This is a genomic window from Pseudomonas sp. FW507-12TSA, from assembly GCF_058781435.1.
In genome coordinates this window covers 176,684-190,893 of record NZ_JBYSWT010000004.1, presented here as the reverse complement: position 1 = coordinate 190,893, position 14,210 = coordinate 176,684, and the positions used below count along the sequence as shown (strand labels likewise).

Below are 14,210 nucleotides of genomic sequence, written 5' to 3'. Positions count from 1 at the left end.
GGTCTCCTCAACGGCCAATGGCCTGCCAGTGAATTGCAATGTCATTTGCCCAAGATGCCGCAGATTTGAACCCATTGACCGTTTCACCCGTTGTCACCACTGGAATCGCCACTCCGCCCGCGGAACGATGTGTGACGAGCACTCCGAACAACTCGTTCGGAAAGGCCATCGGGAAAGGGTTGTAAGCCGTCTTTACAATCGAACTACCGAAGGACAAGTGGCTGGGATCGCCCCCAGCCACACCATCGCCCCACATGCGGATAAGCCCGTTTGGCATACGTTCGAAACCGTTGCGGGCAAGCAGCGCTTTACCGACCCCGCCCACCACTCGATAGGACAAACCAGGCTCACCGACCGAAGCACTCGACATGACGATGAACTCGCAGGCCGTGCCATTCCTCAACACATAGGTAGGCGAAACAACCTGGGCGGCGGGGCCGGCGAATCTTGAATTGGCTGCCGTCAGGGAAACATCGCCCCCGACCGCCTCAAGATAAAAGCTGGTTCCCAGCGGCAGCGTATTGGCATCAGGCAGTGCATAGGCTTGGGCACTCCCCCGATTGAAGCCAATGTATTTACCGGCATCCGTGACAGGAATGACGCCACTTGCCGCCTGGTAGTCCGTATATCCACTGCGACTGCCCAAGGCTCGCTGCACGAACTCAGTCGTAGCCAATGCCTTGCTGTTACTGAATTGCACAGCGGTGTTGGCTGTTGGGTTAAGCAGCGCCGGAGCATTTAAAGGTGCGAATCCCTGACTGATGTTCTGGAATGTCAGGGCTGTAGTCCCCAGTACGATCACACCGTCCGTGACCAACTGCCAGATGGTGTCGGCAAGCGTCGCACCCTCTTCTACCGACACACTCAAGGCTGGTGTGACCTTGGCGTTGGAGTTCGCATCCGAGGCTCGCAGCCAAGGGCCGTTGGCCACGATATAGATCCCATTGTCTTTGGCCGACACCTGGGACTTGACCAAAACCCGATCTCCCTCGACGACAGCGATACCATCGATCTTCTGAGCACCGGAAAGTGTGATGTTGGCAATGCTGGCTGCACGCACGGACTGTTTCTGGTCGAGCTTGGCCAGTTCGCCGGCAACGTACCCGGCTACCCAGGAACGAGTAGCCTTGACGATGGTGTCGTCCACCAGCAACGTGACCTGAGCCGCGTTGCTGGTCTGGAAAATCGCCCGCAGGTAGAATTCCTTGCCTTGCCCGGATGTAGCCAGGACCGGCTTGTAGGACTCCGCATACTTGATAACCGCATACAAAATGCCCGTGTCGGTCCAGATTCCCGCTTCTCGGACATACCACCCGCCCACATCATCGGGGATGGTCGCTTCGGCCATCAGCCAACTGGGGTTCTTCGGATCCTGGTACAACGCGTTCAAGTCGCCCCGCCAGACCTCCCGACGCAGCGCCGTGGCAGTGGCGTCGGGGTTGTAGACGGCGCCATTGCCATCCCCCACGGAAAATTTGGACAAGCGAATCGGCGTACCCGCTGCCTTGCAGGCGGTTTCATAGGCAATCCCTGCCTGCGTCAGCAGGGTGTAATAGTCGGACATTCATGCCCCCTGAGGATAAATGGTGGCGCTCTCGAGGATGTAAGTCCCGGCAGCCATGAAGGCCATCCCGGAGCTCTGCAGGCCATCGAGGGCCAGTGGATAGATGGTCGACATCTCACCGCATATCGTGGTTGCGGCAAGATAATGCTGGCCGCTGGTACCCAGGCCTACCGAGACAGAGAGGATGTCCCTCTCACTCTTGGCCTCGGCCAGGCGCCGATCCAGGCGGTTATTGATTGCTTCGCTGTAGGGCTGCTGGGAATAGGCCCGTACAGAAAAGCTGTAGGGTGCTCCAGCCGGTTCTCGCTCATGCCAGGCAACCACTTCAGGCATCAACTCCAGGCCACGTACGGCGTTTTCCAAGGCGCGCCGGGTACCAGCCTGGCGCTTCGTGGGCCAGGCCAATTCGACAGTCAGGCGTTTTTCGGATTCCCGGGCCTCGGAGCTCCACTCCCCGACGCCACGATCCGCCGCCAGGTATGGCAGGAACTCGACAGGCGTGGCTTTGGGGTTCATCAGTTCGGGAAACGGTGGTGCCACCCGCTCCAGCAGACTGCAGAAGCCAAGGTCCAATGCCTTTTCCAAGGGTGAGCTGTTGGCAGGAAGCAGGCCGGGCAAGATCGACAAGCCAGTCATAACGTACGAACCTCCACCTGCACCTCAGTGCAATAGGGAGCCTGAAACGCTGTGGTGACCACCGGCTGCTGCGGCTCGAGAATTTCCAGTTGCACCGCGCCCGCGGCATGCAGGGTGTAATCGATCCAACTGGGATCGACCCGTCCCTCAAGCCGATGGCATGACTCGGCATATCGACGTAGCTGCTGCTCAACGGCCGTCTTGGTCAGTCCGGAATCAGGGCCTGCATGTATCTTGGCTATCACGCGGATCTTGTAGTCTTTGACCTGCGCGCCCTGCACCCTGACCTTATCGGTTTCCGGGCATACGTCATCACGAGCGAAATGCTTGCGAGTAGCCTCCAGAAGCTCTGCCGACGGCGCGCCATCCCCCGAGCGCGACAGCACCGTCACCATCACCTCCCCCGGCGCCGTGCGCCGAGCGTTGCCATCCTTGACCTGGGCGGCGAAGCCATCCGGGTCGAAGGTGTAGGTGACCGTCACCACCCCGGCGGCGCCGGAGTCGACCTTGACCACCGGCCGCTCCCCCAGGGTGAAGATCTCCCGTCGATACTGCATGCGCGAACCGGCCGCTGGCGCGTGGGGCGCCAGGTAGTAGCGCAGCCGCGCATCGTCGTCGCTTTCGTATACCGGCGGCACCGGCGGAAAGGCCTGGTCGTCGCCCGGCACCAGCAGCTGGCGCTCCAGGCCCATGTCGGCCAGGCGCGCGTCCAGGTTGCTGCCGGTGGCCCACCACGCCAGCATCTGGCGGATCCGCGCGTTGTACCTGCGTTCGTGGGTCTGCAAGCGCACGCAGAAGGCCTCCAGGGCCATGGTCAGCAGTTCGCTTTCGTTGTCCAGGCTGGTGCGCAACTTGGCCGCCTGCTCCGGGGAACGGGCGGCCACATAGTCAAGGACGAAGGTCTTGAACTCGGCCAGCAACGGCTCGAACTCATCGACCTTGACGATCTCCGGTTCTTCGAGCTGGTTCTGCCCGGGAATCAGCATGCTCATGTCACCACCTCGAAGGATTGCCGGCGGTTGTTCCAGGTCCCGGCGAAGCGCAGTAGCAAGCCCGCGCCCTGGCGGCTGGCGACTATGACCTCGGGCTCGAAGTCGGCGATGCCGTTGGCCTTGTTGTAGAACGCCTCGGCGGCGTGGCTCTGGGCCAGGACCAGCAGGTCGTCGCCGAGATTGCGCCCCAGCAACTGGGGAATCAGCGAACCGTACAGCGGCCGCTTCTGCCGGGTGCCCAAAGGGGTGGTCAGCGCTCGGGTGGCACGCTGGACGAATTGCAGCCAGTCATCGACCGCTGCCCCGGTGTGTCTATCAACGCCGATCATGGCGAACTCCTTATGCGGTACTGATGACTCGGCCCTGGTGCTCCACCAGCGGGCCGCGCAAGTGCACGCCCCCGGCGTCCAGCCGCAGGCCGCTGGCGCCCAGGCTCAGGTCCACGGCATCGGCGGTCATCACCAGGCGGGCATTGCCCAGGCTCAACTCCAGCGCTTCACGGCTGCCGCTGAATGCCGCCGGGCCGTTGCTCCAGTTCAGGGTGTGGCTGGTGTCGTCGTAGCTGCTCTGGCTGCCGTCGCGGTATTGCCGACGGGTCAGGCCGGCGACCGTGGCGGCCGGGGGAAAGCGCTGGCTGTTGAGGCCGAACAAAGCCACCGACTGGCCCCCGCCCTCCCCCGCGCCGTGGTTGAGCAACAGGCATTGCTCGCCCACCGAAGGAATGCGCGACTCGCTCTGCTCCCCGGCGCTGGGGTTGAAGAAACGGATGGCCGGGGTCAGCAGGTCGCCATGGCTGACCCGGCAGGTATTGCTGGCGGCGTCCACCGAATGGCAAACGCCGATCCGGCAGAAACTCTCGGCACGCCGATGCAGGTCGTCCAGCTCGGTTTCCATCTCGGCCAGGCGCTCGATGATCGGGGCCAGTTGCACCCTAAGGAAGGCATCGAACATGGTTCAGTCCTCCAGGGCTCGGTATTGGCTCGGATCGTCGATGCTGGAGACTTCCCAGGTGCGGGCGAACAGCGGCTTGCCCACAGGGTCATCCAGCAGCGCCGGGCCCAGGTAGATGGCCTGCTCGAAACTTAAGCTCCAGGCGTCATGGGTCGGCTGCGGATCGGTCACCGGCAAAGGCTGCGCGACGATGTTGCCCGCCGCACCGCACTGCTCGGCCGACCAGCCCCAGCGGTTATCCACCAGCACCGTCAGCAGCCGGCTGGCCAGGTCCCAGGCGGCCTGGGTCGAACCCGCCTGGCGCGGCACACGCAGCTGCAGGACGATGCGCAGCAACTGCGCCTGGCGCCCCTGGAAGGAACGCGGAGCCTGCTGGTTGCGCTCGATATCCAGCAAAAACCAGGGCTGCCCCGAGGTGTTGTCGAAGTCCTGGCGCGTGCCCACCTGCAGCCCTGGTTCGGCCTGGCACAAGCCACGCTCGATGGCCTGCAGCAGTTCGGAAGGTTTACGAATATCCGGTACGGACATGAAAGTCTCCTGTTCCCCTCAGGGATGCCGGGCCACCGCTGGGGCGCCCTGCAGCAGGGCCTGGGACTCGCGCACCCACTGCTGCAACGCCTTCAGTTGCTCGGCGTTGGCGTGGCACTGGTTGTAGTTGTCGACGACGCTGGCGGCGACGGTAGAGAGTGCAAGGCCCGAGGCGGCGCCATCAGTGCTGCGGGGGCCTGCGGCCACCGGCAGGTTGCGGGCACCGGCGTCGTGCACCCGGACAAAACCGGCAGGCACCACGCAAGCACTATCAGCGGCTTGGGAAACATAGATAGGGACCTCCTTGGTAATAGTGGCGCCCGCCTGGTGGACCTTGACGATGCGGTCGACGTACTCGACCACCACCTTCTCCTTGACCGTCCCCAGGGCCTGGCCCTGTTCGAAGGACTGGCGCAGGCGCGCCTCGTCCAGGACGTGGTTGCGGCTACGCTCGCTGCCGACCCCGGTGATGTAGCCCAGGGCATAGAGCAGCCCGGCCATGACCGCCACGGCCAGCCAACTGCGAATGTTCATGCTGATTCTCCTTGGCGCACGCCGGCAGCCTCAGGCGGCCGGCAGGCCCAGTACCGAGCGCGCCCGGCCCCAGAGCTGGCGGCGATCTTCCAGGCCGTTCAGGCCGCCATTGATGCGCCGGGTGATGGCGTTGAATTCGTCACGATCGGCCAGGGCATTGAGCCCCGCCCGCTCCCAGAACCAGGCTGCGGATTCGGCGGCCCATTGCGCCTGCTCCAGCAGCTCGGGCAACTCCAGCAGGCGCTCGTCGCCGAACAGGCCAAGGCTGCACTGGCGATAGTTGCTGCGCCCGGTGACCTGGATCAGCCCACGCCCGCGATAGCGCTGGCCGTCGCCATCGGCCTCGAGGGTATTGCCCAGCCGCGCGGCCAGGGTGCCGGTGTCGTACTTGCTCAGGTACTGGTCGTTGCCCAGCTCGCGCACGTACTGCAACTGCCCCGATTCATGGCCGATCTGCGCCAGGAACGCCGCCTGGCGCTTGGGCGTATCGATCTGCCGGCGAGCCATGGCAGCGTTGAGCGGGGATACGAAAACGCCCGCTTGGCGGCGGGCGTTCGGCATGATCTTGAGCAACTGCTCTTCAGTGATCGACATAGAGGATTCCTTTCATTTGTTCTTCCCACGAAACAGCGCGAACAGTGGGTTGGATGGAGCCTTCAATACGGAAGGCGCCAGTACCGGCCACTCGATCTCGGACGGATATCCGGGCTGCTGTTCGATACGATTCAAGGCGATGCAATAGCGCTTCCAATCGAGCAAGGCGTTTTTCTCCTCGGTAGAGGCCTCTCCAAGGTCGACGGCGTATTGCAGGGGGGCCAGGCGGATAGCCGCCTCACGCAAACGGTTGTCCCGCTCCAACAGCAGCTTTTCCAGAGTCGCGGACTCCCGGGCCTCCCGGTCAAGCTGCCAGCGATCATCGAGCCAAACGTGATAGGGATCGGGGCGGGGCTGGGTGGTCAGTCCCTCGGGCAGATCACCCAGGCGCTCCCAGGTACTTGCCGCGCCACCATGGATCTGGAATACCTGGCCGCGATGATCAGGCAACAGTTGGGGAGCACCATCGACCCAGGCCCAGGCAAATCCCTTTTCGGGCGGACTCAACTCGCTGGGCAATTCCACGGCATTGGCCGGCAACTGCACACCCAGCCCGGGAACCACAGGAAATACCACCGGCCCGATCAACGCTCCGGCAGGGCTCACAAGATATTCAGGCATGAGAACCTCAGATAAGTTTGATACGGCCGGGATAGGCGATGTTTCGCGGACGCACCATGCCCCAGAAAACACTTGAGATCACTTCTGTATTGGCCGCAAAGTTGTAGTAGATCATTCCATTGAACGAGGTCGGATCGACCCCTACCTTGGCCATCTCGCCAATACCGTGCACCGCCGGGGCCTGGCCGTTGTCGCCGGTGATATTGGTCCCGGTTTGCCAGCTGCCCGCCCCACGCCCGACATCGACCCCACGATCCTCGTCGAGTACCCGCAGGAATTCACCCTGGGCCTCGGGCAGGCGAAAAGTCGATACACCATCACCGTAGCTCCAGCCCCCCGCACGATCGTTGTCGGGACGCAACATGCCCGATTGCTTCGCGTGATCCCACAGCCAGGGCCAGTCGGCGCGGTTCAGCAACTTGCCGTTCAAGGCGCCATATCCACCCGGGCTGAACTGGGTCGTGGTCTCGAAGAACATTCGCCCAAGGGCGGCGTTGTCATAGCGCCCAACCGGCCACCAGCCTCCCGCCCCATCACTGCGCAGATGCCAAAAATCACCAGCGCCCATCAACACCAGGAAACCGTACCCTGCGGCACGCAGATGGGTGTGGAACTTGATGGTGTCAGCCCCCGTGCATTGCACCAGTATCCGGTTGCCACCGTTGTCGAGCCGCCGCACGATCACGTCGCGCACACCCAGTACCGAGTCCGCCGCCGGTAGCGTCAGCGTGATCGGTTCCTGTGCGCCGTTGACCATCACCAGACCCAGGTCCTGCGCGGCCAGGCTTCTGGAATGGTTGATCTGGAGCACGCGCGAAAGCATGGGACTGGCGTTGGCCAACATGACCTGCAACGCCTTGAGCAACTGAGCGGTATCCGCTTCGTCAGGTACAAGTCCGGCGCGGCCAATCACCGTCAACAGCTCCTGGGTAATGCTGTTGCCCCAGGCGGCGGGGATCAGCGACCCGGGAGTTCCGGCCACAGGATTCTCATCGACGAACTTGCCGTTGAGCAGGCCTATGCCAGGAACGCTTTTGGGATAATCCACTGTTCTACTCCTGCATGTTTTTTCCAATGAACAAGGCCTGGGCATGCCGCCCCATCGGCCTCACGACGCCTGCTGGCCCACATCAGGACGCTGCATCCGGTGCCGGTTGCGCGGGCTTTCTGGCCTGGGTGCGCTTCACCGCGGGAGCCGCTGCCGGTGCCGGCATCACTTGTACGGGGCGCTTGTCGCTAGCGGGGAAGTCGTCCTGGGCCGGCCATTGGCGCAACAGTCGCCGATAATCCTGCAGGCTCTGGAATTGAGTCGCCGACAAGCTGGTGGCGCCACCGGCGTCCAGCTCATCGCGATGGCGTGCCACCACGCCGTCGGTCGCCTGCAATTGACCGTCGCGCCAGGCCCGCTCGATCAGCGCCAAGGTCTCGGCCGAAGGCCCGGGGCGCTCCACCAGGATCGGCCGGCCCAACTCGTCGGCGGCGATGGCCCGGCCCTGGGCCTGACCCTCGAACAGCTTCTGGTACTCCAGGTCGGTGATCTTCACCGCCTGCTCCAGCAGCGCCGGTTCATGCTCGTCGGAGCACAGGAAACCCAGGGTCTGCGCTAGAAAATACTTGCTCATTCAATACCCCCAAACCAGGATGCGGCCGCCGATGGGATTGGGCACCGGTACGTTGTTGCCGATGATGTCCCGGGCCTTGGCTACCACCACCGCCTTGTTGCTGCTGGGCAGGTCGAAGGCCCAGACCGTGGTCCGGCCTGTGGCACCCCAGCCCAGGGGATTGAGTTCGTTGGCAATGCCGCCCAGCACCGCGTTGGGAAACTGGATAGGCAGTGACACGATCATGTTGCCGTTGCTGTCGGAGCCACCGGCGATCCACTGCACGATCAAGCCACTGGGCAATTTCTGGTAGCCAGTACCTCCCATCGAGCACGCAAAACCCGGCATGTAGCGCATCGGTACGCTGCCCAGCAGCGCCGTCCACTCGCCATTGAGATGCTTGACCAGCACCACCGAATCGCCCACGCCGAACTCGAAGCTGCCGAGATAGCCGTTGCCGACGGCGATCTTGTCGCCACCATTGACCACCACGGTCATGGCCCCGGTGCCGGTGTTCATCAGGTACAGGGCGCTGCCATTGGCGATGGCCGGTCCGGCCGCAGGCAAGGTGATGCTGTAGCCGCCATAACCGAAGCGCACGCAACGACCGATATCGGCGGCGGTCAGGGTGGTGGCCGCGTTGTAGACCGCCACATCGCGCAGCGAGCCCAGGGCGCGTTGCACGAACTCGGTGGTGGCTGCCGACTTGCCGTTGTCGAACTGCGGCTTGGTCTGGAACAGCGCGCCGCTGCGCAGCGCGGTGATCAGCTGGTTGTTGCTGCCTTCCAGCGGAGCGATGCCCGCCGCCGACAGCACATTGAGGATTTCATCGGTGATCGCGTTGCCCCAGCTGGCCGGGATCAGCGACCCCGGCGTGCCGGCAACCGGGTTTTCATCGATGAACCGGCCATTGACCAGCCCGGAGCTGGGCACGCTTTTTGGATAGTCCACAGGTGATGTCCTGAAGAGGACGCCCACCGCTACGCCCCGAGTGCGACGCGGCTCGGCCAGCGGCCAGGCAACGTCGGCACCCGGGATGGCGGGCAGGCGTCTTGAGATGATTGAAAACGGCTCGAAGGATTCGCGCCGATCATTGGCCAGGCAGGTTGCCTGGCAACCATTGGGGGGCCTGCGGGCGCGCCGCCACGGCCGGAAACCCCTGGCAATCGGGCCATTCGCGCAAGGCCTGGCGGTACTCCAGCAATTCCAGGTACTGCTGCGCGCTAAGGCGGGTGCCACGGCCCAGGTCCTGTTCATCGCGGTGCCGGGCCGCCAGCCACTGGCTGGCTTCCAGGCTGTCGCTGCGCCATTGTCGCTCCCGGGCTTCCGCCCCCTGGGCCACCACTTCGGCCACGTGGGCCCGGGCCATGGTTTCCAGCTTGTCGCCCGGCGGTGTCGCCAGCGGCGCAACCACCGGTTCGGTTACCTCAGCCGCCGAAGGCGGCACTGGGCTGGCCTGCAACTCCATGCCCACCCGCACTTCGCGCCCCGTGGGCGCAGGGTGGATGGCTGCGAGGAACTGCGGGGCGAACAAATCAGCGATGGCGTAGTCGCCGGTCTCGATCAACTCGACCACCACGCCCTCTTCCACACGGACATAACGGGCCATCACGCGTACTCCCAGATTTCACAAAAGCCATTGCCACCGGCGCCGCTCAAGCAGGCGGCAGTGGTGTTGGACGAGCAACTACCACCCCCACCCGAACCGCGACTTCCTGCAAACCCCGGAGTATTAAGACCCGTAAGGGGAGCGCCACCGTCGAACGGACTAGCCCCACCAAAACCTGCCGCTGTTCCCCAGTTCGGATTGCTCATGGCATATCCACCCTGCGTACCTCGTGCGCTGGCAAGATTGCCGCCAGTTACAGAATTGCCCCCCATGCCCCCATGCACAAAGTTAATAGTGCTCGAGGCTAGGGTAAGCACCTGCCCACCCTGACCTCCGGTTGCGCTCATGTGGCTACCGAAGGAACTACTGCCTCCCGTGGTGCCCGCGACCGCACGCGCCTCGCCACCGGCCCCCAGGGTAATGGGCACCCCCGAGAGCATCTGTGGGTTCACGTCGAACAAGCCCTCGGCATAGGCACCGGAACCACCGCCACCGCCCACGGTGAAACTACCTGCGGGCACCGGCTGGCAGCCGCCGCCGGAACCACCGGCGCCCACCAGGCGTACGCGAATGCGCTTGGCCCTGGGATCGGGCCGATACAGGGTGATGCCCACGGTTTCGAACTGCTTCACCGCCAACAGCCGCCCGCTGGCATCGCTGATGCCGTAGCCGCCCAGGGTGGTGGGGGTGTTCTTCAAGCGCTTGAAGTCGAGCAACTCGCCAATGGCCTGGGTCAGCTGGTCAGTCTTGCGTTCATCCGGCACCAGGCCGGCCGCCTTGATGACGTTGAGGATCTCCTCGGTCACGCCATTGCCCCAGTCAGCGGGAATCAGCGATCCCGGCGAGCCGGTCAGCGGGTTTTCATCGACGAAGCGGCCATTGACCAGGCCCGCACTGGGTACACTTCTGGGAAAGTCCATCACCTGCCCTCTAGTCGTAATTGATATGCACCCGGGTATGGGCCGGGGCGCTGCGGTGGATCAGGCACTCCAGGGCCGATCCGGGGTTCATGCCGAAGCGTTCGCCCCAGTAGCTGGCACCGTAGCGCCGGCCGAGCAGCAACCGGCCGCCGGTGTTGAGCGTCCACATGAACTGCGCCTGCCAGGTGCCGAAGTGCGCCGAGCCGAAGCGGGCGCGACCCATGCGCGGAGTCTCCAGCTCGGTAATGGTGGCGTTGGGGTAACCCTGGCTGCGGGCGATTTCCACGTAGTAGCTCAGCGCCTGGCTACCCACCGCCAGCAAGCGCCGGCGCACCGCCAGGCGGCGGTCGTCGAACAGCGGCGTGGCCCCCAGGCAGGGGTCGGGCAGCTCCATCACCCGCTCCCAGTCCGGCACCAGCTCGCTGACCCCGGCCGGGTCCATCTCGTTGAGCAAGTCGGCGGCCCGGGCATCCAGGCGCGCCAGTTCCTGGGCGATGCCTTCGAGCACCTGCTCCAGTTCAGGCACTTGCTCCGGGTCCCAGGCCGGGCCGCTGGGCAGCAAGCTGCGCAGTTGTTCCTGGTACTGGGCCGCGCTTCTCATTCCAGCCATACGCAACCTCCGAAGGTCAGCAGCTGGTTGTTGGCGGCCGGTACGTCGGCGCTGGGCGCCATCAGCTTGTGGTCGTTCTCGCCGGTGGCACTGCTGATGGCTTCGGCGATATGGGTCAGCAGCAAGGTTTCGCCGAGACCGGCTTCACGGTGGTGCAGGTCGCGCAACTGGGCTTGCACCGCGGCGCGCACGGCGCTGGTGTCCGGGCTCAGGCGCAGGCGATAGGTCACCGGCTGCTGCACTGGGGCCAGCACGTGGACCTCGGCGGTCACCGGCCGCAGCGGCTCGATATGCGCTTGCACCTCGGCCAGTTGCGCGGCATCCGGCACCGGGTGCGGATCATCGTCACGCATCACGAACAGGCCCACGGTGCCCGGCCCGAGGTAGCTGCCGCGGCACCAGGCGCGGGTCACGCCGGGGCACTCCAGGGCCCAGGTCTCGTAGTCCTGGGCCGAGCCGCCGTGGGGAATGACCCGGTACGAACGGATCACCCGCGAGCGCAGCGACTCCAGGCTTTCGCGCGCGACGCCGCCCACCAGCCCTGGTGCCAGCACCGTGAAGCTGCCGCTGATGCCCTGGATCGGCTGCACCGGGATCAGGCTCAGGCCGGCCTCGGCATTGCCCAGGGAACCGGCATCCAGGGCAGCGATGCTGGTGCTGTTCAGGCCGCTGCTGGTGGTCCGCGCGGCGGTCACCTTGTAGCTGCGGCCATCGCTGGACTGCAGCAGCGTATCGACATCCAGCACCGCCCCGGCCGACGCCATGAAGCTGACGTTGCCGCTGGCCGCCTGGGCGGCCTTGCGTGGCTGGTTCAAGCGCAGGGCGGCGATCCGTTCCAGGGTCGACTCATCGGCCTTGTCCGGCAGGATCTGCTCGGCGATCCAATCCAGGTAGCCATACAGGCCAAAGGCGGCGCCGCTGAGGGTTCGGGCCAGGACTTGGGCATCGGACTGGCGCAGCGAATCGCTGGCCAGGTCGCTTTGGGTGCGCTTGATCAGCACCGGCAGCGAAGGCGTTTCAAACGGCATAGGTCACCTGCCAACTGTGTTCGGGGTTGATGTCCAGGCGCTCGCCACCGGCCAGTACCAGCACGATGCGCAGGTTCAGGCGTTGGGCGTCGAGGCGTTCGCTGCTGATGTCCACGGCGCTGCAATGGCCATCGTCGATCAGCCATTGCAGGGCTTCGCGGGCGTAGAACTCGGCGTCGAGCTGGGTCTGGCGGGTCAGCTTGACCCGGCGCAGCAACCACAGCCGCGAGCCGATGCGGTCGTCGGCCACCGTGGGAAAACTGTCGCCCCACCAGCCGAAACGTTCGTCATCGTCGAGCACGTCATCGTCGGCGGCGCGGCGCCAGGTGTAGAGGCTGATCAGCACCGCGCGGGTCAGCGCGGTCTTGAGGTCGTGGCTGAGGAACATCATGGGCCTCCCACCGGTGCGCCGGTCTGGCCGGGGCCCGGCTGCACGCCGGCATGCTGGTGGCGCATCTGGCTGATGCCACCGGCCACCTGGTCGCCCTGGGAGACGATCTTGCCGGTCTGGGTCAGGGTCGGCGTATCGATGTTCACCGCCGTGTCCGCCCGGATGTTCAGGGTGCCGGTCTGGATATCGATCACCCGGCCACGCTTGAAGTGCACCTTGTCGCCTTCGTCGGTGTAGATGGCTACCTCGCCGGGTGCCAGGGCCTGGAGGCGATAGCGGCGATCAGCGACCACCAGCACCACGGCGTGGGAGCGGTCGCCACCGAGGAAGGTGGCGATGCCTTCGGCTCCGGCCAGCGGATTGCTGGTGAAACCGTAGGGCTCGAAATGCTCCATGTCGTCATTCACCTCGCCGGCGGTCAGGCGCATCTGGAGCGATTGCAATTTGTTGGCCGAGTTGGCGAGCACGACGGTGCCGCGCGCCAACAGGCGTGTCAGTAGGCTCATGGTGGATTCCTTGGCTGGCCCGGGCCCGACGCATCGGGCAGGCAATGGCGGGCCCCGGTGGCCTGTACGCCGCCGGGGGCGGCTCAGGTTTTCGCGGGGACGGGGTTGGCGTCGAAGGTGTGTGGCGGCGCCACTTGCAAGGTGGTGATCGAACCCTGCTCGGAGAGCGAATAGGTGACCTTGGAGATCAGCATGTCCTGGTCGAAGCCCAGGACCTTGTCGATCACCCGCACCAGGGTGTTGTGCCGCCACAAATCGCCGTTGCCCTGGCGCCAGCCCTGGATCCGATAGCTGGTGGTCAGCGCCTTGCCCATGCGGGTGGCGCTCTCCCAGTCGGCCCGCTGCTGGGCCAGTTCGGGGGTCAGCTGCGCGCTTTCGCTGATCACCGTGACCCGCTTGCGCGCCATGCTCGGGTCCCGGGCCTGGCCCGAGACCTCGGCGACCGCAGCGCCGCTTTTCTGGTCGCTGCCCTTGTGCTGGCCAATGACCCGGTACTCGGAGAACACCTGGCTGAAATCCATCGGCGCATTGGCCGACAGGATGTTCTTGCCCAGCTCCAGGGCATCGCTGGCCCGCCCGCTACTGCCGGGCTTGGCCAGCAGCACGCGGCCCTCGGCGTCATCGGTGGAGAACACCCGGTACAGGGTCAGCAAGCGGTCGATGGACTGGAACACCGTCTCCCCGGGCACGATGCTGTGCTTGCCAAGCTTGGCGGTCTGCGGGATCTCGCTGACCACGCCCACGCCATAGGCGCCCGCCAGGGCCTGGACGATGCTCAACAGGCTCTGCTCCTGCCACTGGCTCGGGCGGTTGATGGCCGCGCAGTCGGCCAGGTCCTGGGTCAACGAACTGCCTTCGATGCTCAGGCTGACCTGGTGCGCGTCATAGCTGACCGGCGCCTTGTACACGTAGCCGGTGAGCACCAGGTCGCTGCCGATACGCACCTGGCAACGCGAGCCGGGCTTGATCGGCTTGACTTCCAGTTGCCCCGGCCACTGCCAGGTGATGTTGAGGCTGAAGCTGCGGAACTGGCGCTCCAGGTCCGCGCTGATCTCGACGCTTTTCCAGCCGCCGTAGTCCAGGCCGTCAACGGTCAGGGTGACGGCATCTTGTGCTGGGTTCATG

The 14,210-nt window shown here is 64.8% G+C and carries 19 protein-coding genes; all 19 read right to left on the bottom strand.

The window, feature by feature from the left end:
• Positions 1–7: 7 nt before the first annotated feature.
• Positions 8–1,564: a phage tail protein gene (locus tag AC3WK8_RS05860; protein WP_103324173.1), complete on the bottom strand. Its 1,557-nt coding sequence runs from the start codon at positions 1,562–1,564 to the stop codon at positions 8–10.
• Positions 1,565–2,200: a phage tail protein I gene (locus AC3WK8_RS05855; protein ID WP_103324172.1), complete on the bottom strand. Its 636-nt coding sequence runs from the start codon at positions 2,198–2,200 to the stop codon at positions 1,565–1,567.
• Positions 2,197–3,192, bottom strand: a complete 996-nt coding sequence (locus AC3WK8_RS05850) for a baseplate J/gp47 family protein (protein WP_103324171.1) — start codon at positions 3,190–3,192, stop codon at positions 2,197–2,199. The genes AC3WK8_RS05855 and AC3WK8_RS05850 overlap by 4 nt, the downstream gene beginning before the upstream one ends.
• A complete protein-coding gene (locus AC3WK8_RS05845; RefSeq protein WP_053135635.1) occupies positions 3,189–3,521 on the bottom strand; it encodes a phage baseplate protein in 333 nt (110 codons plus the stop codon). The genes AC3WK8_RS05850 and AC3WK8_RS05845 overlap by 4 nt, the downstream gene beginning before the upstream one ends.
• A 10-nt stretch (positions 3,522–3,531) precedes the next feature.
• Positions 3,532–4,143, bottom strand: a complete 612-nt coding sequence (locus AC3WK8_RS05840; RefSeq protein ID WP_053135637.1) for a phage baseplate assembly protein V — start codon at positions 4,141–4,143, stop codon at positions 3,532–3,534.
• A 3-nt stretch (positions 4,144–4,146) separates the two neighbouring features.
• Positions 4,147–4,671 (bottom strand): hypothetical protein, encoded by a 525-nt coding sequence (locus AC3WK8_RS05835; protein ID WP_103324170.1) that lies wholly within the window; start codon positions 4,669–4,671, stop codon positions 4,147–4,149.
• Between the two features lie 18 nt (positions 4,672–4,689).
• Complete coding sequence (locus AC3WK8_RS05830) at positions 4,690–5,205, bottom strand: hypothetical protein (RefSeq protein ID WP_103324169.1); 516 nt, start codon at positions 5,203–5,205, stop codon at positions 4,690–4,692.
• A 30-nt stretch (positions 5,206–5,235) separates the two neighbouring features.
• Positions 5,236–5,799: a glycoside hydrolase family 19 protein gene (locus AC3WK8_RS05825; protein ID WP_103324168.1), complete on the bottom strand. Its 564-nt coding sequence runs from the start codon at positions 5,797–5,799 to the stop codon at positions 5,236–5,238.
• A gap of 12 nt (positions 5,800–5,811) precedes the next feature.
• Positions 5,812–6,420 (bottom strand): tail fiber assembly protein, encoded by a 609-nt coding sequence (locus AC3WK8_RS05820; RefSeq protein WP_103324167.1) that lies wholly within the window; start codon positions 6,418–6,420, stop codon positions 5,812–5,814.
• A 7-nt stretch (positions 6,421–6,427) separates the two neighbouring features.
• A complete protein-coding gene (locus AC3WK8_RS05815; RefSeq protein ID WP_103324166.1) occupies positions 6,428–7,468 on the bottom strand; it encodes a phage tail protein in 1,041 nt (346 codons plus the stop codon).
• Between the two features lie 82 nt (positions 7,469–7,550).
• Positions 7,551–8,042, bottom strand: a complete 492-nt coding sequence (locus AC3WK8_RS05810; protein WP_103324165.1) for a tail fiber assembly protein — start codon at positions 8,040–8,042, stop codon at positions 7,551–7,553.
• A complete protein-coding gene (locus AC3WK8_RS05805) occupies positions 8,043–8,972 on the bottom strand; it encodes a gp53-like domain-containing protein (protein WP_103324164.1) in 930 nt (309 codons plus the stop codon).
• A gap of 139 nt (positions 8,973–9,111) precedes the next feature.
• Positions 9,112–9,630 carry a phage tail assembly chaperone gene (locus tag AC3WK8_RS05800; protein WP_103324163.1) on the bottom strand — a complete coding sequence of 173 codons (519 nt, stop codon included), beginning with the start codon at positions 9,628–9,630 and terminating at the stop codon, positions 9,112–9,114.
• Positions 9,630–10,550: a glycine-rich domain-containing protein gene (locus tag AC3WK8_RS05795; protein WP_103324162.1), complete on the bottom strand. Its 921-nt coding sequence runs from the start codon at positions 10,548–10,550 to the stop codon at positions 9,630–9,632. The genes AC3WK8_RS05800 and AC3WK8_RS05795 overlap by 1 nt, the downstream gene beginning before the upstream one ends.
• Before the next feature lie 10 nt (positions 10,551–10,560).
• Positions 10,561–11,160: a YmfQ family protein gene (locus AC3WK8_RS05790; RefSeq protein WP_103324161.1), complete on the bottom strand. Its 600-nt coding sequence runs from the start codon at positions 11,158–11,160 to the stop codon at positions 10,561–10,563.
• A complete protein-coding gene (locus AC3WK8_RS05785) occupies positions 11,148–12,188 on the bottom strand; it encodes a baseplate J/gp47 family protein (RefSeq protein WP_053135669.1) in 1,041 nt (346 codons plus the stop codon). Before AC3WK8_RS05785 ends, AC3WK8_RS05790 begins: the two co-directional genes overlap by 13 nt.
• Positions 12,178–12,576: a phage GP46 family protein gene (locus tag AC3WK8_RS05780; RefSeq protein WP_022642616.1), complete on the bottom strand. Its 399-nt coding sequence runs from the start codon at positions 12,574–12,576 to the stop codon at positions 12,178–12,180. Before AC3WK8_RS05780 ends, AC3WK8_RS05785 begins: the two co-directional genes overlap by 11 nt.
• Positions 12,576–13,085 (bottom strand): phage baseplate assembly protein V, encoded by a 510-nt coding sequence (locus tag AC3WK8_RS05775; protein ID WP_022642615.1) that lies wholly within the window; start codon positions 13,083–13,085, stop codon positions 12,576–12,578. The genes AC3WK8_RS05780 and AC3WK8_RS05775 overlap by 1 nt, the downstream gene beginning before the upstream one ends.
• A gap of 83 nt (positions 13,086–13,168) precedes the next feature.
• Positions 13,169–14,209 (bottom strand): phage baseplate assembly protein, encoded by a 1,041-nt coding sequence (locus AC3WK8_RS05770; RefSeq protein ID WP_103324160.1) that lies wholly within the window; start codon positions 14,207–14,209, stop codon positions 13,169–13,171.
• Between the last annotated feature and the right edge of the window lies 1 nt (position 14,210).

What these genes read in the sequence shown, in the direction of transcription:
- AC3WK8_RS05820 (WP_103324167.1), bottom strand. Translation starts at nt 6,420, where the DNA reads ATGCCTGAATATCTTGTGAGCCCTGCCGGAGCGTTGATCGGGCCGGTG.
- AC3WK8_RS05855 (WP_103324172.1), bottom strand. Translation starts at nt 2,200, where the DNA reads ATGACTGGCTTGTCGATCTTGCCCGGCCTGCTTCCTGCCAACAGCTCA.
- AC3WK8_RS05795 (WP_103324162.1), bottom strand. Translation starts at nt 10,550, where the DNA reads ATGGACTTTCCCAGAAGTGTACCCAGTGCGGGCCTGGTCAATGGCCGC.
- AC3WK8_RS05840 (WP_053135637.1), bottom strand. Translation starts at nt 4,143, where the DNA reads ATGTTCGATGCCTTCCTTAGGGTGCAACTGGCCCCGATCATCGAGCGC.
- AC3WK8_RS05860 (WP_103324173.1), bottom strand. Translation starts at nt 1,564, where the DNA reads ATGTCCGACTATTACACCCTGCTGACGCAGGCAGGGATTGCCTATGAA.
- AC3WK8_RS05850 (WP_103324171.1), bottom strand. Translation starts at nt 3,192, where the DNA reads ATGAGCATGCTGATTCCCGGGCAGAACCAGCTCGAAGAACCGGAGATC.
- AC3WK8_RS05785 (WP_053135669.1), bottom strand. Translation starts at nt 12,188, where the DNA reads ATGCCGTTTGAAACGCCTTCGCTGCCGGTGCTGATCAAGCGCACCCAA.
- AC3WK8_RS05780 (WP_022642616.1), bottom strand. Translation starts at nt 12,576, where the DNA reads ATGTTCCTCAGCCACGACCTCAAGACCGCGCTGACCCGCGCGGTGCTG.
- AC3WK8_RS05830 (WP_103324169.1), bottom strand. Translation starts at nt 5,205, where the DNA reads ATGAACATTCGCAGTTGGCTGGCCGTGGCGGTCATGGCCGGGCTGCTC.
- AC3WK8_RS05770 (WP_103324160.1), bottom strand. Translation starts at nt 14,209, where the DNA reads ATGAACCCAGCACAAGATGCCGTCACCCTGACCGTTGACGGCCTGGAC.
- AC3WK8_RS05810 (WP_103324165.1), bottom strand. Translation starts at nt 8,042, where the DNA reads ATGAGCAAGTATTTTCTAGCGCAGACCCTGGGTTTCCTGTGCTCCGAC.
- AC3WK8_RS05790 (WP_103324161.1), bottom strand. Translation starts at nt 11,160, where the DNA reads ATGGCTGGAATGAGAAGCGCGGCCCAGTACCAGGAACAACTGCGCAGC.
- AC3WK8_RS05775 (WP_022642615.1), bottom strand. Translation starts at nt 13,085, where the DNA reads ATGAGCCTACTGACACGCCTGTTGGCGCGCGGCACCGTCGTGCTCGCC.
- AC3WK8_RS05825 (WP_103324168.1), bottom strand. Translation starts at nt 5,799, where the DNA reads ATGTCGATCACTGAAGAGCAGTTGCTCAAGATCATGCCGAACGCCCGC.
- AC3WK8_RS05845 (WP_053135635.1), bottom strand. Translation starts at nt 3,521, where the DNA reads ATGATCGGCGTTGATAGACACACCGGGGCAGCGGTCGATGACTGGCTG.
- AC3WK8_RS05800 (WP_103324163.1), bottom strand. Translation starts at nt 9,630, where the DNA reads ATGGCCCGTTATGTCCGTGTGGAAGAGGGCGTGGTGGTCGAGTTGATC.
- AC3WK8_RS05835 (WP_103324170.1), bottom strand. Translation starts at nt 4,671, where the DNA reads ATGTCCGTACCGGATATTCGTAAACCTTCCGAACTGCTGCAGGCCATC.